Raw genomic sequence first — 18,069 nt, forward strand, 5'->3', positions numbered from 1 at the left:
GATCGGTGTTCGTTGGGCGTTTGCCCGATGTCATGTATTCGCCACCCTCCCCGGGAGGGTTTGGTCCGGGTGCCCTCCGTTACCCGTTCGTGACCATCGGCCCTCGACGTGGCAGGGTTGACGGACAGCCACACCGAATCGAGGACGATATGACGACGCTGCCCACCCCGACCGACACGACGGAGCTCCGAGTGGGGGTGGTGGGGCTCGGCTTCGCGGGCACCACCCACCTCGACGCCTACACGGCCCTGCCGGGAGCGCGCGTCGTCGCCCTCGCCGGCCAGGAGGCCGGCCGCCTGGCCGAGCTCGCCGAGACCCGCGGCGTGGAGGCGACGTACGCCGACTGGCAGGACCTCGTGGCGCGCGACGACCTCGACATCGTGTCGATCGGCGTGCCCAACGACCTCCACCATCCGATCGCCATGGCCGCGCTCGAATCGGGCAAGCACGTCTTCTGCGAGAAGCCGCTGGCCACGACGGGCGACCTCGCCGCCGAGATGGTGGCGGCGGCCCGGGCGGCCGACCGCGTGCTGGAGGTGGCGTACAACCACCGGAGGCGCGCCGACGTGCAGTTCCTGCGCCGCGAGCTCGACGAGAACCCCATCGGACGCGTCTACCACGCGCGGGCCAGCTGGCTGCGGCGGTCGGGGGTACCCGGCATCGACTCGTGGTTCACCAGCAAGGCCGCGGCGGGCGGCGGGCCCCTGATCGACCTCGGGTCGCACGTGCTCGACATCGCGCTCTACCTGATGGGCGAGCCGACGGTCACCGCGGTCTCGGCCGTGGCCTACAACGAGCTCGGCCGCGCCGGCCGGGGCGGCAGCACGCGCGGCGGGCCCGTCTCGGCGCGCGGAGGGCACGCGTTCGACGTCGAGGACTTCGCGAACGCGCTGCTCCGCTTCGCCGACGGCTCGAGCCTGCAGCTGCAGGCGTCGTGGGCGTCGTACTCGAAGGCCCACGAGGACATCGAGGTCGAGCTGCTCGGCGCCGAGGGCGGCGTGCGGCTGCACGTCGACGACTACAGCACCGACGGGACGGTGACGCTGTACTCGGACGTCGCGGGCGCTCCGACGGTGTCGCGGCCCGACGTGCACGTTCCTGCGGGGCACCACCAGAGCGTGATCGAGGAGTTCCTGGCGACCATCCGCGAGGGTGCGGACGGTGCGGCTCCCCGGTACGCCGGCCACCACGGCGAGTACGCGCTGCACCGCTCGCGGGTGGTCGACGCCGTGTACGAGTCGGCGGCCGCCGGTCGCGAAGTGTCGGTCGAGAGCACCGAGGCGGTGGCCCGATGACCCGGATCGTGGTGTGGAACGAGTACGTCCACGAGACACGCGGCGACGAGGTGGTGCTCGGCAACTACCCCGACGGCATCCACGCGGTCGTCGCCGACGGGCTCCGCGAGCTGCTCGGCGCCGACGCCGACGTCACGACGGCGACCCTGCAGGAGCCCGAGCACGGCCTCACCGAGGAGCGCCTCGCGGCCACCGACGTGCTGTTCTGGTGGGGGCACATCGCGCACGACCAGGTCTCGGACGAGGTCGTCGACCGCGTGGTACGCCACGTGCACGCGGGCATGGGGCTCGTGGTGCTGCACTCCGGGCACTACTCGAAGCCGTTCACCCGGCTGATGGGCACGACCTGCTCGCTCAAGTGGCGCAACGACGGCGAGCGCGAGCTCGTCTGGACGATCGCGCCCGACCACCCCATCGCCCAGGGCGTGCCGCACCCGATCGTCATCGACCGCCAGGAGATGTACGGCGAGCAGTTCGACATCCCCCGGCCCGACGAGGAGGTGTTCCTGTCGACGTTCGACGGCGGCGAGGTCTTCCGCTCGGGCGTCGCGTATCGCCGCGGTCTCGGGAAGGTGTTCTACTTCTCGCCCGGCGATCAGGAGTACCCCGTCTACCACCACCCCGACATCCGCCGGGTGCTGGCCAACGCCGCCGAATGGGCCGCGCCGACCGCGCCGCGCCGCGACCTGACGGCCGATCAGCACCCGCGCGACTGGTTCCTGAACCGGTAGTCGCCCGGCGAGCCCGGTGAGGAGTCGCTCGTTGCTCGGGGCGGGCGGGGTCTCGACAACCAGCGACTCCTCACCGGGCTTTGGGGGGGGCTGGGGGAGGGGAGGGTAGGGAGGGAGGGAGGGAGGGACAGGGGGGCTAGAGGGCCTGGAGGTGGCGCTCGGCGAGGATGCCCCGGATGTTGGCGACGTCGGCGGCGATCTGCGCGACGAGCGCGTCGAGCCCCTCGAAGCGGACGTTGCCGCGGACGCGCCTCACGAAGTGCACCGAGATCTCGCGGTCGTACAGGTCGAGCGAGGCGTCGAGGATGTGCGCCTCGATCTGCCGCTCGGGGACGCCTTCGAACGTCGGGTTGTTGCCGACCGAGACGGCACCTCCGAAGACGCGGCCGTCGATGACGACCCAGGCGGCGTAGACGCCGTCGGCGGGCGTCACGCCCTCGGCCTTCGGGTCGAGGTTCGCGGTCGGGAACCCGAGTTCACGGCCGCGCATCTCGCCGTGCACGACCCGACCGGTGACCGTCGGGTACAGAGCGAGCCGCGCCGCCTCCGGGGAGTCGACGAGGGGCTCGCCGAGGAAGGCGGTTGCGGTGTTCGCGGGCAGTGCTCCCATTACGCGTCCTGTCAGTCGAATAGCTGTCTGTTCGAACGACCCCGGCGTCGTTCTCCTGACGCTAGTCAACGCGCGGCGTATTGCGCCTATTCGTACGCAGTGTTACGAGTTCATTGCGCCTGCGACGACGCCGCGACTCCCCCGGCGTTCCGGGGCAGTCGCGGCGTCACGCTGCCGATGAAGAGGCTGAGAGCGCCTAGACGGCGGAGTCGTTCTGCTTCAGCCAGGCGAGCGACGAGGCGATTCCCTCGAAGACGTCTCCGCTGTAGCCGTCGAACTCGACGACGCGGAGGGCCTGCGGGGCCGCCGCGAGGATGCCTGCGACGTCGACGTCGCCCTGGCCGGCGGGCGTCTGGTTCTCGAAGGCGGCCTTCAGCGCCTCGGGAACGACGAGAGCCGACTCGCTGCTGGGCAGCGCGTCGCGGATGTCGCCCGAGATCTTGCCGTCTTTCACGTGGATGGCGACGGCTCGGTCGCCGAGGGCCTTCAGCACGGCCGGGGTGTCGGCGCCGCCGACGGTCGCCCAGAACGTGTCGAGCTCGAGGACGACCGCGTCGGAGAGCTGCGAGACGAAGAGCTCGTAGACGGTCTGGCCGTCGACCTTGTTCGTGAACTCCCACTGGTGATTGTGGTAGCCGAAGCGCAGGCCGAACGACTTGGCGGCCTCGGCGAGCTCGTTGACGCGCGCCGAGAGGCGGGCCACGTCGTCGGCGGTCTGCCAGCGGTCGGTCGGGATGAACGGGTCGATCACCGTCTCGATGCCGAGGCGGGCCGCGGCGTCGAAGACCACGGAAGGGTCGTCGACGTCGATGACCGGAGCGTGGCCGGACGGCGCGGCGAGGCCCGTCGCGGCGAACGCGCGCTCGTAGTCGGCGACGCGCTCGGGGAAGGAGTACGGCTCGACGAGCTCGAAGCCGATCTCGCGGACCCGCGCCAGCGCCGAGTCGAGGTCGGCAGCGACGGCGTCGCGCAGGGTGTACAGCTGGACGGAAGGGGTCGTCATTGAGGGTCCTTTGAGTTGCCGAACGGTGGTAGGTTTCTCGATCAGCCTAGTCACGGCTGCTGTGCACGAGCCAACTCGCTCAGCCTAGAACCTCGAGCGACGCTGGAACCTCGATCGGCCTCAGACCCCGGGCCAGCTCCTCGCCTTGGCGAGCGGCGCGGCGAACGACTCGACCTTGCTCGTCGTCAGCCCCTGCCGAACGAGGGTCTCGACCATGGCGGCCGCGGCGGCGACCCCGTCGATGACCGGGACCGGCAGACGGTCGCGGACGTGCACCTCGAGACCGGCCATGCCCGCGCAGCCGAGGCAGATGACCTCGGCGCCCTTGGCGATAGCGCGCTGACCGGCCTCGACGAACGCCTCGGCTGTGGCGAAGGCGTCCTCCTCGAGCTCGAGCACGCCGAGCCCCGTGTCTTCGATGGCTGCGCACTTGGCGATGAGGCCGGCGTTCGTCAGGCTGTCCTCGATCTGCCCGACGGCACGCCGCACGGTCGTGACGACGCCGAAACGGCGGCCGAGCGGCATGGCCAGATGCGCGGCGGCCTCGGTGATGTCGACCACGGGTATGGACAGCAGCTCGCGCGCTCCCTCCCGGCCGTGCTCGCCGAAGCCGGCCATGACCACGCCGTCGATGTCGGCGGGCAGCGTCTCGAGCGTCTGCAGCACGGCGGCCGCGCTGATGAAGCTGTCGTACCAGCCCTCGGCCGATGCGACTCCCCAGCTCGGGGTGACCGCGACGATCTCGACGCCGGGCCCGACCGCCAGGCGGGCGCGCGCGGCGGCCGTCTCGGTCATCGACTCGGTGGTGTTGCAGTTGACGACGGCGATGCGGATCATGCGGGCACCGCCCCCGAGACGCGCGCGAGGGCGACGGCCTGGCCGACTCCGCGCTCGGCGGCGAGGTCGATCACTCGGGCGGCGACGGCGAGGTCCTGGGCGGCGAGCCCCACGGAGTCGAAGACCGTGATGTCGTCGGGTGCGGTGCGGCCGGCCGCAGTTCCTGCGATGACCTCGCCCAGCTCGCTGAATCGCGTGTCGGCCGACAGCGCCCCCTCGGCGATCGCCTCGAGCAGGTCGCCGGACTTCGAGAAGGCGGTGGCGCGGCTGTCGACGATCACCGTGCCGCGGGCCATGGCCTCGCCGTCGAGCTCGCGGTGCGTCGGACGGGGCCGGGCGCCGACCGCGTTGACGTGCTGGCCCTCGTGCAGCCAGGCGCCCAGGACGACGGGGTCGATCGACGGGGTCAGCGTGCAGAGCACGTCGGCCTGCTCGACGACCTCGCGGGGGCTCGACGCGATGACGCAGCCGCCGGGGAGGTCGAAGCCGACGCCCTCCAGGAAGGCGTCGACCGTGGACCTCGACCGCGACCAGACGACGATGCGCTCGAAGGGCATGGTCTCGGCGAACGCCCTGGCGTGCTCGATCGCGAGGTTGCCCGCGCCGATGAGGCCCAGGGTGCGGCCCCCGGGTGCGGCCAGGTGCCTCGTGGCGACGACCGAGGTCGCGGCCGTGCGGACGCGGGTGATGGAGGCGCCGTCGAGGATGGCGACGCACTCCCCCGTGACCGCCGACGACACGACGATGGTCGAGCGCTGCGTCGGCAGGCCGCGCTCGGCGTTGGCGGGGATGTCGGCCATCAGCTTCACGGCGACGAGGCCGAGGCGGTCGGAGCGCGAGGTCATCGGAAGGAAGATGGCCTCGTCGGCCCCGGTCAGGGCGCCCGGCGCGAGCTGCGTCATGGCACCCGAGCCGAGGTCGCGGTGGATGGCCTCGACGGCGTCGACGGCGTCGACCGAGGTGATCAGCGAGCCGATCTCGCTCGCACCGAGGACGACCGTCACGAGGCGGCGCCGACCGGAGCCGCGGCGCCCTGGAGCTCCTCGAGGGTGGGCACGTGCGCGAGCAGGCCGCCCTCGTCGAGGATGCGCATCCAGCGGTCCGACGCGTCGCGGTCGATGACTGCGGAGTCCCAGACGCCGCCCTCGGCCATCTCGGTCGCGGCGGAGCGGAGCAGCGCGTGGTCCTTGTCGGGCCAGCGGGCGGCCAGGACCGCGTCGATCTCGGCGTCGGCCTGCTTCGAGGTGATCTTCTCCATGGCTGTCGCGATGCCGTCCATGAAGCGGCCGAGGCGGTCGCCCAGCTCGTCGACGCGCTCGGAGAGGCAGTAGTAGACGCTGTTCGGCATGATGCCGCCGGCCTCGAGGTGCTGGAAGACGATGGTGCCGAAGCCGTCGGCGACGACCTCCTTGGCCGAGATCAGGTCGAGGATGATCGCGTCGCCGAGGCCGCCCTTGTAGAGCTCGATCAGCATGGCGGTCGAGAGGTCGCGGACGAAGCGGGTGGCCGAGACGTCGAAGCCGGCCTCGCGGATCAGGCCCGCGGTGAACTCGTAGGGGGCGCTGCCGCCGGCCCCGGGTGCCAGGACGACCTTGCCGGCGAGCTGGCCGAGGCTGATCGGAGCGGTCTCGGTGCGCGACACGATCGTCATCGGGAACCTGTGGTTGAGCTGGCCCACGACCGACAAACTGCGGTCCATGCCGGCGTACATGGCCGGGACCCAGAGTCCGCCGAGGGCCACGTCGGCTGCGCCCGACTCGATGTCGTCGAGGACGCCCGTCCACGGGTCGCGGGCCACGGCGGTGACCTGGAGGTCGTTCGCGGCGAAGATGCCGCCCTGCGCCGCGACGTACTCGGGCAGGTAGTTGAGGCCGTTGGCGGTCGCGGTGATCTTCAGGGTGTCCATGTGTTCCTCCAGGGAATCGGTTGCGGTGGGGCGGAGGCGGGGCCGGTGGTCACCGGCCCCGCCGGGTGGTCAGGAAGCGAGCACGTTCTCGTTGACGTCTTCGAGCGAGCGGCCGCGGGACTCCGGGGCGAAGCGCGAGGCGATGACGAGGATGGCGTACATGACTGCGGCGAGGCCGAAGACGCCGGCGAAGGCGAAGTGGCCGTAGAGGGCGATCGCGAGGAACGGCATGACCGCTCCGGCGATGTTGCCGATGCCGTTGACGATCGAGGCGCCGGAGGCGCGGATCGCGGTCGGGTAGACCTCGGCGGTCCAGGCGGCGAGCGTGGTGTTGGTCACCATGGTGAAGAACTGGAACAGGGCGCCGAGCACCAGGATCGCGCCGGTCGCGTTGCCGAAGCCGGCGAAGGCGAGGGCGGTGAGGCAGCCGAGGATCCCGGCCGTCGTGACCAGGGGTCGGCGGCCGACGCGGTTGGCGAGCAGCGCGGCCGCTGTGCAGCCGAGGAGCGAGCCCACGTTCATGATCATCGTGTACAGGAGGCTCTGCGAGACGGTGTAGCCGCGCTCGACGAGCAGGGTCGGCATGAGGAAGTTCAGCGTGACCTGCGAGCCGAAGGCCATCCACGAGGCGATGCCGATCGAGATGGTGCGACGGAGCACGAGCGGGTGGAAGACGGCGGCCGGCGACGAGTGCAGCGCGACCGGGGGCAGGTCGGCGGCGGTCAGCGTGAGGGGCGGCTTGACGTCGGCCGAGGGGCGGAGCGAGTTCGAGGCGAGGATGGCCAGCGAGCGGTTCGCCTCGTCGATGCGGCCCTTGGAGAGCAGCCAGCGCGGGGTCTCGGGCAGACGGCGGCGGTAGAGCACGACCAGCAGGGCCGGGAGGGCGAGGATCACGAAGGTCCAGCGCCAGACGTGGTCGTCGCCGCCCAGCGGGATGGCCAGGGGGCCGAGGAGCAGCAGGAAGAGGCCGTACGAGATGAAGTTGCCGATGCCTCCGGCGCCCACGTTGATCGTGGCGATGAGCCCGCCCCGGAAGCGGGTCGCGACCATCTCGGAGAGCATCGCGATGCCGATCATGAACTCGCCGCCGACGCCGATGCCGACGATGAAGCGGCTGACGAGGAGCATGTCGTAGTTGAACGAGATCGCCGACAGCAGGCCGCCGAGCGTGTAGATGAGGAGGTTGAGGCCGAGCGAGAAGCGGCGGCCGTACCGGTCGGCGAGGAAGCCGGCGAGGAGGCGGCCGACGAGGCCGCCCAGCACGGTGGCGGTGTTGATCGTGGTCAGCTGCACGTCGCCGATCTGGAGCGACGCCTTGATGTTGGTGGCCATGGCGCCGACCGAGTTCTGCTCGAGCGTGTCGAAGAACTCGCCGGCGAGGATCAGCATGAGCACCCAGAACTGGGCGCGGGTGAAGCCGATCGAGTCGAGGGCGGAGGCGACGCCGTTGCCGGTGGCGGACTTCGTGGGAGGGGTCGTGGTGCCGGTGGAAGCTGTGGAGCGGGTTACAGCAGTCATTCGAGACTCCAGCGGGAAAAGAGGTGGCGGCGCCAGATTCATTCTGCACCGTGCGGACACTCTTTTGTATACGAAAACGTGTTTCCGGCTGGTTTCGGGGAAGAAACGCTTGATTACGGGCGCCTGAGTAGCCCGACAATTAAACGATTTCAGCGCCTGACACGCCCGAAAAATCTACTTTTCGTATACGTTCAGTCGCGAAATGCAGGCTCGAGGGCAGCGAAGATCGCCTCGTCGCGCCGCAGGTGCTCCTCCATCAGGAGCCCGGCCTGAACCACTGAGCCGCGCAGGATCGCGTTGGCGACGGCCGCATGGTCGCCGCCGCTGGACGCCACCTCGTCCTGCGTCACCCGCTCGAACGCCCACGATGTCTGGTGCACGAGGCGCTCGATCATCTGGTCGAGCCGGGCGTTGCCCGAGGCGGCTGCCACCAGGCGGTGGAAGGTGAACCGCGGCGACTGCACCTCGACCTCCTGGTCGGAGCGCTCCTCGTTCACCACTGCGCGCAGCAGGTCGGCGCTCTCGCCGCCGCGACGCCCGGCGGCGAGCTGAGCCGCAAGCACCTCGAGACCGCGGCGGATCTGCATCAGCTCCACGACGGCCTCCGGCGACGAGTCGGCGACGCTGACGCCCTTGAACTTCTCGGCGACGACGAAGCCCTCGGTCTCCAGCTGGCGCAGGGCCTCGCGCACCGGCACCCGCGAGACGCCGAAGCGCTCCGCGAGCTGGTCTTCCTTCAGGCGCGTGCCCCGGGGCAGCGTGCCGGCGATGATCTCGGCGCGAAGGGCTCGGAGGACGGACGCGGGCTTGGACTCCACGAGGCCGATCGTATCGGTCGGGGCGCAGGAACTCCTGGCGGGCGCCTCAGTCGACCCAGACGACCGTGCCGTTGAGCTCGTTCACGAGAGCCGCCACCCCGGCCCGCAGGGCGCGTCCGGCCCGCTCCGGCGTGAACGAGTCGGGGTCGTAGTGCGTCGGCGGCAGTCACGTTCGCGGTCGGGTCCGGTGAGGAGTCGCTCGTTGTCGCCCAGCTCGCTGGCCGGGACAACGAGCGACTTCTCACCATCCCGGCCGGAGCAGTTGACTTCAAGCGCTCGAGGTGTGGTTCTGTGACGACATGACCACGATGACCATTCAGGACGCATCGCGCCGGACCAGGCTCAGCGAGCCGACCCTGCGCTATTACGAGGAGGTCGGGCTCGTCGGCCCGATCCTCCGCGACGACCGCAGCGGGCACCGCCGCTACCGAGAGACCGACGTCGACGACCTGCAGATTCTCGCCTGCCTGCGCGCCATGGGGATGGGCATCGACGAGATGCGCACGTACCTGGCCAACCGAGCCCTCGGAAATGCCGCGGCCGGCGAGCAGCGCGACATCCTGACGAAGCACGCCACGCGGATCGAGGGCGAGATCGCGACCCTGCACATCCACCTCGAGTACCTGAGCGCGAAGGCGGCCCTGTGGGATGCCCGCGACAAGGGCGACGTCGCGCTCGAGGCCGAGGCCAAGACCCGCGTCGACGCGATCCTGCCGCAGCTCGAGGGGGCGCTCCGATGACGCGGGTGCTGGTGACCGGCGGCTCGGGCTACCTCGGCAGCCGGCTCGTCGCCGACCTGCTGCGCGCGGGGGTCGAGGTCCGCACCACGGTCCGCTCGCTCGACAGCGAACCCGAGCTGCGCGAGGCCGTGCGCTGCGGTGGGGCCGACGACTCGGGGCTGGAGGTCGTGACCGCGACGCTCACCGAAGACGACGGCTGGGCCGCGGCCGCCACCGGCATGGACGGCGTCTACCACGTCGCCTCGCCGATGATCCTCGCGACCGAGCCCGACGAGGTCGTGATCCCAGCGCGCGACGGCAGCCTGCGGGTGCTCCGCGCCGCCCGCGACGCCGGCGTGCCCCGGGTCGTCCTGACGTCGTCGTTCGCCGCTGTCGGCTACTCGCCCAAGCGCGTCCGCGACTACACCGAAGACGACTGGACCGACCCTTCGACCCCCGGGCTCCCGGCGTACCCGCTGTCGAAGGCGGTGGCCGAGCGTGCGGCCTGGGACTTCATCGAGGCAGAAGGTGCAGGAACTGAGCTGGTCACCGTCAACCCCACCTGGATCGCCGGACCCACCCTCACCCGCACCGCCCGCTCGTCGCTCCAGGTGTTCACGGCGATGATCGGCGGACACATGCCCGTGACGCCCCGTCAGCTGTTCGGGATCGCCGACGTGCGCGACGTGTCGCAGCTGCACATCGCCGCGATGACGACCGCGGCCGCTGCGGGCCGCCGCTACCTCGCCCTGGCCGACGGCCCGACGACGACGTTCCTCGCGGTTGCGACCGTGCTCCGCGAGCACTTCCCGGTGCTCGCCGAGAAGGCGCCGACCGAGGAGGCCCCGGGCGACGACCTCCCGCCGCTCGTGATCCACAACGAGCGGGCCAAGGCCGAGCTGGGCTTCCACCCGCGGCCCGTCGAGGCGACTCTGGTCGAGACCGTCTAGAGCCTGGTCGAGCTCGGACTCGTCGGCTAGGGCCGGCGGGTGTAGCTCGTCACGGTCACGCCCGAGGGCAGCACGCGCACCTCGCCCTGGGCCAGCCTGGTGACGGGGAAGCCGTCGGAGAAGAGCCGCTTGCCGGTGCCCAGCACGACGGGGTAGGTCACGAGGCGGTACTCGTCGACCAGGTCGTGCTCGGCCAGGGTGCGGATGAGGCGGGTGCTGCCCCACACACGCAGCTCCCCGTCGGTCTCGTCGCGGACCCGGCGCACCTCGGCGGGCAGGTCGGCGCCGAGAAGGTGAGAGTTGGTCCAGCCCAGCTCGGTGAGGGTCGTCGAAGCGACGTACTTCGGCACGCGGTTGTAGCGGCGCGTGAACTCGCCCATGAACCCGGGGGCGTCCTCGGGCCAGACTCCCCACGCGCCCGCCCAGATGTCGTACGTCTTGCGCCCGAGCAGCAGGGCCGCTGTCTTGGCCTCCCAGTCGGTGACGACGTCTCCCAGGTCGGCGTCGTCCTGCCAGCCGCCATGGCTGAAGCCGCCCTCGGTGTCCTCGTCCGAGCCGCCCGGCCCCTGCGCGACGCCATCGAGGGTGAGGAAGGTCTGCACGACGAGGGGGCTCATGCGCGCGAGGCTACGCCGTGCACCGGCTCTTCCGTGCGAATCCGACGATTTGCCGCTACTGTCGCGGAAGTCATCGATACTCCGCCCGGCGCCTCACCAGGCCGTGCGCAGCATCGCCGCCCGAGGGCGGCGCCGACCGGATCAGGACCACGCATGCTCGACTCCCTCCGCCGACTCCTCGCGCGCCCCCTCGTCGCGCTCTGGCTCGCCTTCAGCCGCCACTCCTGGCGACGCCGCGTCCTCCCCCGTGACTCGCCGCACGTGCGCGCGCCGGGCACGAACCCCGATCGAGTCCTGATCGTGGGCGACGGCGCCGCCGCGGGGCGCGGCGTCCTGACTCACGATCTCGGTCTTCCCGGCTTCCTGGCCCGCAGCCTGACGGAGCGGACCGGCCGCGCCACCGACGTCGACGTCCTCGTCGACGACGAGATGGACACCGTCGCCTGTGTCGACGCACTGGCCGACGTCGACCTCTCCCAGTACGACATCGTGCTGCTCTCGACCGGCGCCCACGAGGCGCTCACACTTCTGGCGCCCGCCGAGTGGGAGGCATCGGTCGCGGCCCTCGTCGGCTTCGTACGGCAGCGGACACCGAGCGCCTCGCTCGTCTTCGTGCTGGCGGTGCCCCAGTTCGGCGTGAACCCGCACTTCCCGAGACGACTGGCCGACATCGTCGACTTCCACGTCGGACTGATGAACACCATCACCGAAGACCTGGCCACCCCGCGGTCGGGCATCGTCTTCGTGCCCGAGTCGAAGGGGCACGTCTACGAGACGGCCGAGGCCCGCGTCTACGAGCGCTGGGCCGACTCGATCGCCCAGCGCATCCACGAGAACCTCGATCCGAGCCGCCCCGCCGCTGCCGACACCTCGGAGGCCGATGAGCAGGAACGCCAGCACGCGTTCGAGGAGGTCGAGGCCGCGCTGCAGGCCGCCGACCCCGATCCCGTCCTCGACGGCCTCGCCGCCGACACCCGGCGCGCGCTGGGCACCGAGTTCGCCGCAGTCACCCTCGTCGGGCGCGACACGCAGAGCACGATGGCCAGCAGCGGCATCGATCTGGCGACCGTGCCGCGTGGGCAGTCGCTGTGCGACCTGACCGTGCGGCGAAGCAGCCACTTCGCCGTCGAGGACGCCAGCCGGGACTCCCGCTACGCCTGGTACTCGATGATCGCCGGGGAGCCGGGCATCCGCTTCTACGCCGGCTACCCGCTCGAGTCGCCGACGGGCCAGCGAATCGGCGCCCTCTGCGTCATGGACTCGAAGCCGCGGCGCTTCACCCCCGACGACGCAGCGGCCCTCCGCACGCTGGCGTCGAAGGTGCAGCAGCGCATCTACGAGGTCGCGTCATAGGGAGCGCTCACTCGTCGGGAGACGCTGCTCCCAGGGCGGAGGCGATGACGCGGAAGTCGGCCTCGGGGAGGGACGTCTCGCCGCGGGCTACGCCGGGTAGTCGCCCGCCCGCAGGTCGTCGAGCAGCACGGGGTGCGACGGCGCCCAGCCGAAGGTGTCGCGCGTCCAGGCGCTCGACGCGGGCTGGTCGATGCCGAAGATGATGCCGAGAGGACCGAAGCTCTCGACCGGGACCTGCTGCACGGGAACGCCGAGCTGCTCGCCGATGACCGTGGCGATCTCGAGCATGGTGTCGCCCTCGGAGCTGACGGCGTTCACCGCGGTCCCGGCCTCCGCGGTCTCGAGCGCGAGGCGGAACAGCGAGGCGGCGTCGCGGCGGTGCACCGCGGGCCAGCGCTGGCTGCCGTCGCCGACGTACGCCGAGAACCCCGACTGGCGTGCCGCACCGATCAGGATGCCCGCGAACCCGTAGGCCGCGTACCGCTCGTGGACGGAGCGCGGCAGGCGGACGGCCGACGTGCGGACTCCCTGATCGGAGAGCGCCAGGATGCGGTCGACGTTGATGCCGCGGCCGCCGACGGGGCCGTCGTGCGGCAGAGGGTCGTGCTCCGTCGCGAGCCGGCCTTCGACCCAGGTCGTGCCCGAGACGATGGTGAACGGCTTGCCCGTGCCTACGAGGGCGGCGCCGATGGCGTCCATGGCGAGGCCCTCCTCGGCGATGCTGGCCTCGAGGTCGCCGAAGTCGTTGCTGAACGCGAGGTGGATCGCGCCGTCGGCCTCCGTGGCCGCGTTCGTCAGCACGTCGAGGTCGCCGAGACCGCCGAGCATGGGCGTGCCCCCGGCGGCGACGACCTTCTGCGCCGACGACTCCGAACGGGCGAGGCCGAGCACCTCGTGGCCGTGGGCGACGAGCTCCTCTGTGACGACGGCACCGATGTGGCCGGATGCTCCGGTGATGAATACGCGCATTGCATGCTCCCTGGGTCGATGATGATGCGACTGATGTCCCATCACCGTAGCACCGTGATGGGACTCGTGTCGCATCGCTAGGATGAACCCATGCCTCGATGGGAACCAGACGCACGCGAGCGCTTTGTGACGGCAGCCCTCGAGCTCTTCACCGACCAGGGCTACGACGAGACCACGGTCGCCCAGATCGCCGACCGGGCAGGGTTGACGCGCAGCACGTTCTTCCGCCACTTCTCCGACAAGCGCGAGGTGCTCGCCGCAGGCCAGGCCACCCTGTCGCGCCTCTTCGCGGAGGGCATCGCGTCAGCCCCCGCCGAGGCGACGCCCCTCGAGGCCGTCGCCTCAGGGCTCGCCACCGCCGCCGCGTCGATGACCCCGTTCAACCGCGAGCTCGGCCCGCGGCTCGAGGCCGTCATCGCGACCAGCGCCGAGCTGCGCGACCGGGCCCTCCTCAAGCAGGTGGGCATGGCCGCCGCGATGGCCGACGCCCTCCGCGCCCGCGGAGTCGTCGACCCCGTCGCGGCCACCGCGGCCGAGCTCGGCGTGCTCGCCTTCCACGACGCGTTCTCGGAGTGGATCGCCGACGCCGACGCCCCGCCCCTCGCCGACCTGCTGCAGACGGCTCTCGGTCGGCTCCGCGCCGCGGTGGCCCAGCTGGGCTGATCGGCGGCCACCCGCCGCCGGGCCCCACCGGGGGCTCCCGCCACGCTCGGCCCCCGCGTTAGGAAACCGTCAGGATCCTGCGAGCGCCCGCACGGGTCCTGTTAGGACCGCCGTCGCAGCCCCGCAGCGGGTGTCTGATCGGATCCGTGATCGTCTTCAGCCTCATCGCGGCCGCCCTCGGGGTCGCCGCCCTCGTCTATCTCGTCGTCGCGCTCGTGAAACCCGAGCGGTTCTGATGACGATGCCCGACTCCGTCGCCGGCCTGCTCCAGATCATGACCGTCCTGGTCGTTCTGGTCGCCCTCCACCGTCCGATGGGCGCCTACCTCGCCTGGGTCTACAGCGCCCGTCGCGACTGGCGCCTCGAGCGCGGCTTCTACCGCGTGATCGGAGTCGACCCGTCGCGCGAGCAGTCGAGCGGCGCCTACCTGCGCGGCATCCTCGTCTTCTCGACCGTCGGCATCGCCTTCGTGTTCGCGTTGCAGAAGCTGCAGGCGCTCCTCCCCTACTCGCTCGGCTTCGGCTCGATCCCGAACGCGCTCAGCTTCAACACGGCGGTGTCGTTCGTGACGAACACGAACTGGCAGTCGTACTCCCCCGACGTCACCATGGGCTACGCCGTGCAGCTCGGCGGGCTGGTCGTGCAGAACTTCGTGTCGGCCGCCGTCGGCATGGCCGTCGCGGTCGCGCTGATCCGGGGCCTCGCGCGGGTCCGCTCGGGCACGCTCGGCAACTTCTGGGTCGACCTGACCCGCGGCCTCGCCCGCGTGCTGGTGCCGATGGCCGTCGTCGCGGCGGTGGTGCTCCTCGCGGGTGGCGTGATCCAGAACTTCGGCGGCTTCGAGCACGTCACGACCCTCACCGGCGGCAGCGCCGTGATCCCGGGCGGACCGGTGGCGTCCCAGGAGGCCATCAAGATGCTCGGTACGAACGGCGGCGGCTTCTTCAACGCGAACTCCGCCCACCCGTTCGAGAACCCGAACGCCTTCACCAACCTGTTCGAGATCGTCCTGATGCTGATCATCCCGTTCTCGATGCCGCGCCTGTTCGGCCGCCTGGTCGGCGACACCCGCCAGGGCACCGCGATCGCGGCCGTCATGGCGACGATCTTCGCCGCCTCCCTCACCGCGATGACCATCTTCGAGACGCACGGCGCGACGGGCGCGATGGAGGGCAAGGAGACCCGCTTCGGCGTCTGGTCGTCGACCCTGTTCGCGACCGCGACGACCTCGACGTCGACCGGCGCGGTGAACTCGGCGCACGACTCGTACTCCGCGCTCGGCGGCATGATGGCGCTGCTCGACATGATGTTCGGCGAGATCTCGCCGGGCGGCGTCGGCTCGGGCCTCTACGGCATGCTCGTGCTCGCGATCATCACCGTGTTCATCGCGGGCCTGCTCGTCGGCCGCACGCCCGAGTACCTCGGCAAGAAGATCGGCCCGCGCCAGATCACGCTCGCCTCCCTCTACATCCTGGTCACGCCGACGCTCGCCCTGGCCGGCACGGCCCTGAGCTTCGCGCTGCCGGGAGTCCGCGACAGCGTCATCTCGACATCGATCTTCAACCCGGGCCTGCACGGGGTCACCGAGGTGCTCTACGCGTACACCTCCGCCGCCAACAACAACGGCTCGGCGTTCGCCGGCCTGACTGCGAACACCGACTGGATGAACATCTCGCTCGCCGTGGTCATGCTGCTCGGCCGCTTCGTGCCCATCGCGTTCGTCCTGGCGCTCGCGTCGTCGTTCGCGGCTCAAGACAAGGTGCCCGCCACGGCCGGCACGCTCCCCACCCACCGGCCGCAGTTCGTCGGCCTCCTCCTCGGCGTGTCGATCGTCGTGACCGCCCTCACCTACTTCCCCGTGCTCGCACTGGGACCCCTCGCCGAAGGACTCAACTGACATGACCACCCTCGAGACCCCCGATCGGGCGCAGGAACTCGCGCCCACCCCGTCGAAGAAGACCGCCTTCTCCGCCGCCCAGCTCGTCGAGGCCCTCCCCGGCGCCCTCCGCAAGCTCGATCCCCGCCTGATGTGGCGCAACCCGGTCATGTTCCTCGTCGAGGTCGGCGCCGCGTACACGACCGTCCTCGCCGTCGCCGAGCCGTTCACCGGCGGGCCCGGCGAGTCCGGCGGCTCGGTCGTCCCCGGCTCGTTCACCTGGGCGATCGCGGCGTGGCTGTGGCTGACCGTCGTCTTCGCCAACCTCGCCGAGTCGGTGGCGGAGGGCCGCGGCAAGGCGCAGGCCGAGACGCTCCGCAAGACCAGGACCTCGACGAGCGCCGTCCGGGTGCTCGACTACGACGCGTCGGGCGACCCGGACGCGTCGACGTCGGCCACCGACGAGATCTCGTCGGCCGACCTCACCCTCGGCGACACGGTCGTCGTGGTGGCCGGCGAGCTGGTCCCCGGCGACGGCGACATCGTCTGGGGCATCGCCAGCGTCGACGAGTCGGCCATCACGGGCGAGTCGGCCCCGGTCATCCGCGAGTCGGGAGGCGACCGCTCGGCCGTCACCGGCGGCACGCGGGTGCTGTCCGACAGGATCGTCGTCCGCATCACGTCAAAGCCCGGCGAGACCTTCGTCGACCGGATGATCTCGCTGGTCGAGGGGGCCGCCCGGCAGAAGACCCCGAACGAGATCGCGCTGAACATCCTGCTCGCGTCTCTCTCGATCGTGTTCGTCGTCGTGGTGCTCACGCTCAACCCGATCGCCTCGCTCAGCGATGCCGCGGCGTCGATCCCGGTTCTGATCGCCCTGCTCGTCTGCCTGATCCCGACGACGATCGGCGCCCTGCTCTCGGCCATCGGCATCGCCGGGATGGACCGCCTCGTGCAGCGGAACGTGCTCGCCATGTCGGGGCGTGCCGTGGAGGCCGCGGGCGACGTGACGACGCTGCTGCTCGACAAGACGGGCACCATCACCTACGGCAACCGCCGCGCCAGCGAGTTCCTGCCCCTGGGCTCGGCGACCGAGGCCGAGCTGACGGAGGCCGCGGCCACGTCGTCGCTGGCCGACCCGACGCCCGAGGGACGCTCGATCGTCGACCTCGCCGTCGAGAACGGGTTCGCCGTGCCGTCGGCCCCGGCGGGCGCCGTCGTGCCGTTCACCGCCCAGACGCGCATGAGCGGCGTCGACTTCGCCGACGGCTCCGCCGTGAGGAAGGGCGCAGGAACCGCCCTCGCCGCCTGGGTCGCCGCCGCCCGCGAGCAGTCCGCCGCCTCCCTCGCGGGGACCGCCGCCGAGCGCGACGCCCTCGACCGGCTGGTCACCGGCGTCTCGAACGCGGGCGGGACCCCGCTCGTCGTGGCCACGCGCTCCGTCGACGGGGCCACCCGCATCCTCGGCGTCGTGCACCTGAAGGACGTCGTGAAGGACGGCCTCGCCGAGCGCTTCGCCGAGCTGCGCCTCATGGGCATCCGCACGGTGATGATCACCGGCGACAACCCGCTGACGGCCCGAGCCATCGCGGCCGAGGCCGGGGTCGACGACTTCCTCGCCGAGGCCACGCCCGAGGACAAGCTCGCTCTGATCAGGAAGGAGCAGGAGGGCGGCAACCTCGTGGCGATGACCGGCGACGGCACCAACGACGCTCCCGCTCTCGCCCAGGCCGACGTCGGCGTCGCCATGAACACCGGCACGTCGGCGGCGAAGGAGGCCGGCAACATGGTCGACCTCGACTCCGATCCGACCAAGCTCATCGACATCGTCCGGATCGGCAAGCAGCTGCTCATCACGCGCGGCGCCCTGACCACGTTCTCGATCGCGAACGACGTGGCCAAGTACTTCGCCATCATCCCGGCCATGTTCGCCGGCATCTTCCCCGGGCTCGGGCTGCTCAACATCATGCAGCTGCACTCGCCCGCGTCGGCGATCCTCTCGGCGATCGTGTTCAATGCGCTCGTCATCGTCGCGCTGATCCCGCTGGCGCTGCGCGGCGTGAAGTACCGCGCGGCGTCGGCATCGTCGATCCTGTCGCGCAACCTCCTGATCTACGGGCTCGGCGGCATCGTCGCCCCGTTCGTCGGGATCAAGCTCATCGACCTCATCGTCTCCTTCCTCCCCGGTTTCTAAGGACCCGTCT

The 18,069-nt window shown here is 71.0% G+C and carries 18 protein-coding genes; 9 read left to right on the forward strand and 9 right to left on the reverse strand.

The genetic code is table 11. From position 1 onward, the window contains the following. Positions 1 to 149: 149 nt before the first annotated feature. Together EDF46_RS14980 and EDF46_RS14985 are read left to right on the forward strand one after the other, a co-directional pair. The gene (locus EDF46_RS14980; protein ID WP_123507132.1) at positions 150 to 1,295 is read left to right on the forward strand and encodes a Gfo/Idh/MocA family protein; all 1,146 of its coding nucleotides are present in this window, start codon (positions 150 to 152) and stop codon (positions 1,293 to 1,295) included. Continuing rightward, complete coding sequence (locus tag EDF46_RS14985; protein ID WP_123507133.1) at positions 1,292 to 2,026, forward strand: ThuA domain-containing protein; 735 nt, start codon at positions 1,292 to 1,294, stop codon at positions 2,024 to 2,026. Before EDF46_RS14980 ends, EDF46_RS14985 begins: the two co-directional genes overlap by 4 nt. 136 nt (positions 2,027 to 2,162) lie before the next feature. Here EDF46_RS14985 and EDF46_RS14990 read toward each other — a convergent pair whose 3' ends face one another. From EDF46_RS14990 to EDF46_RS15020, 7 genes are all read right to left on the reverse strand, one after another. Further along, complete coding sequence (locus EDF46_RS14990; protein ID WP_123507134.1) at positions 2,163 to 2,636, reverse strand: riboflavin kinase; 474 nt, start codon at positions 2,634 to 2,636, stop codon at positions 2,163 to 2,165. A 196-nt stretch (positions 2,637 to 2,832) separates the two neighbouring features. Further along, a complete protein-coding gene (locus EDF46_RS14995) occupies positions 2,833 to 3,639 on the reverse strand; it encodes a sugar phosphate isomerase/epimerase (protein ID WP_123507135.1) in 807 nt (268 codons plus the stop codon). Between the two features lie 120 nt (positions 3,640 to 3,759). Continuing rightward, positions 3,760 to 4,476 carry an aspartate/glutamate racemase family protein gene (locus tag EDF46_RS15000; protein WP_370454123.1) on the reverse strand — a complete coding sequence of 239 codons (717 nt, stop codon included), beginning with the start codon at positions 4,474 to 4,476 and terminating at the stop codon, positions 3,760 to 3,762. Next, the gene (locus EDF46_RS15005) at positions 4,473 to 5,480 is read right to left on the reverse strand and encodes an ornithine cyclodeaminase family protein (RefSeq protein WP_123507136.1); all 1,008 of its coding nucleotides are present in this window, start codon (positions 5,478 to 5,480) and stop codon (positions 4,473 to 4,475) included. The genes EDF46_RS15000 and EDF46_RS15005 overlap by 4 nt, the downstream gene beginning before the upstream one ends. Beyond that, the gene (locus EDF46_RS15010) at positions 5,477 to 6,382 is read right to left on the reverse strand and encodes an ABC transporter substrate-binding protein (protein WP_123507137.1); all 906 of its coding nucleotides are present in this window, start codon (positions 6,380 to 6,382) and stop codon (positions 5,477 to 5,479) included. Before EDF46_RS15010 ends, EDF46_RS15005 begins: the two co-directional genes overlap by 4 nt. Positions 6,383 to 6,451: 69 nt before the next feature. Beyond that, positions 6,452 to 7,900 carry an MFS transporter gene (locus tag EDF46_RS15015; protein ID WP_233580063.1) on the reverse strand — a complete coding sequence of 483 codons (1,449 nt, stop codon included), beginning with the start codon at positions 7,898 to 7,900 and terminating at the stop codon, positions 6,452 to 6,454. 191 nt (positions 7,901 to 8,091) lie between these two features. Continuing rightward, positions 8,092 to 8,718, reverse strand: a complete 627-nt coding sequence (locus EDF46_RS15020; protein ID WP_123507138.1) for a GntR family transcriptional regulator — start codon at positions 8,716 to 8,718, stop codon at positions 8,092 to 8,094. A 299-nt stretch (positions 8,719 to 9,017) separates the two neighbouring features. On the opposite strand from EDF46_RS15020, the gene EDF46_RS15025 reads away from it, so the two are divergent. Further along, positions 9,018 to 9,458: a MerR family transcriptional regulator gene (locus EDF46_RS15025; RefSeq protein WP_123507139.1), complete on the forward strand. Its 441-nt coding sequence runs from the start codon at positions 9,018 to 9,020 to the stop codon at positions 9,456 to 9,458. Beyond that, on the forward strand, positions 9,455 to 10,387 hold the full coding sequence (locus EDF46_RS15030) for an NAD-dependent epimerase/dehydratase family protein (RefSeq protein WP_123507140.1): 933 nt from the start codon (positions 9,455 to 9,457) through the stop codon (positions 10,385 to 10,387). The genes EDF46_RS15025 and EDF46_RS15030 overlap by 4 nt, the downstream gene beginning before the upstream one ends. 26 nt (positions 10,388 to 10,413) lie before the next feature. Here EDF46_RS15030 and EDF46_RS15035 read toward each other — a convergent pair whose 3' ends face one another. Beyond that, complete coding sequence (locus tag EDF46_RS15035; RefSeq protein WP_123507141.1) at positions 10,414 to 11,004, reverse strand: dihydrofolate reductase family protein; 591 nt, start codon at positions 11,002 to 11,004, stop codon at positions 10,414 to 10,416. Between the two features lie 153 nt (positions 11,005 to 11,157). Here EDF46_RS15035 and EDF46_RS15040 point away from each other — a divergent pair, with 153 nt between their 5' ends. Beyond that, positions 11,158 to 12,357: a GAF domain-containing protein gene (locus tag EDF46_RS15040; RefSeq protein WP_123507142.1), complete on the forward strand. Its 1,200-nt coding sequence runs from the start codon at positions 11,158 to 11,160 to the stop codon at positions 12,355 to 12,357. 87 nt (positions 12,358 to 12,444) lie between these two features. On the opposite strand, the gene EDF46_RS15045 is transcribed toward EDF46_RS15040, so the two are convergent. After that, entirely contained in the window at positions 12,445 to 13,326 is an 882-nt protein-coding gene (locus EDF46_RS15045) for an SDR family oxidoreductase (protein ID WP_123507143.1), read from the reverse strand. A gap of 90 nt (positions 13,327 to 13,416) precedes the next feature. Between EDF46_RS15045 and EDF46_RS15050 the strand changes: the two genes are divergently transcribed. The 4 genes from EDF46_RS15050 (at position 13,417) to kdpB (ending at position 18,059) form a co-directional block, all read left to right on the forward strand. Next, the gene (locus EDF46_RS15050) at positions 13,417 to 13,989 is read left to right on the forward strand and encodes a TetR/AcrR family transcriptional regulator (protein WP_123507144.1); all 573 of its coding nucleotides are present in this window, start codon (positions 13,417 to 13,419) and stop codon (positions 13,987 to 13,989) included. A gap of 146 nt (positions 13,990 to 14,135) precedes the next feature. Next, positions 14,136 to 14,225 carry a K(+)-transporting ATPase subunit F gene (gene kdpF, locus EDF46_RS15055; protein ID WP_123507145.1) on the forward strand — a complete coding sequence of 30 codons (90 nt, stop codon included), beginning with the start codon at positions 14,136 to 14,138 and terminating at the stop codon, positions 14,223 to 14,225. Between the two features lie 5 nt (positions 14,226 to 14,230). Next, complete coding sequence (kdpA, locus tag EDF46_RS15060) at positions 14,231 to 15,886, forward strand: potassium-transporting ATPase subunit KdpA (protein ID WP_123507522.1); 1,656 nt, start codon at positions 14,231 to 14,233, stop codon at positions 15,884 to 15,886. Position 15,887: 1 nt separating this feature from the next. Further along, on the forward strand, positions 15,888 to 18,059 hold the full coding sequence (gene kdpB / locus EDF46_RS15065) for a potassium-transporting ATPase subunit KdpB (RefSeq protein WP_123507146.1): 2,172 nt from the start codon (positions 15,888 to 15,890) through the stop codon (positions 18,057 to 18,059). Positions 18,060 to 18,069 lie beyond the last annotated feature (10 nt).

It is taken from the genome of Frondihabitans sp. PhB188 (assembly GCF_003752365.1).
In the GTDB taxonomy this organism is placed as follows: Bacteria; Actinomycetota; Actinomycetes; order Actinomycetales; family Microbacteriaceae; genus Frondihabitans.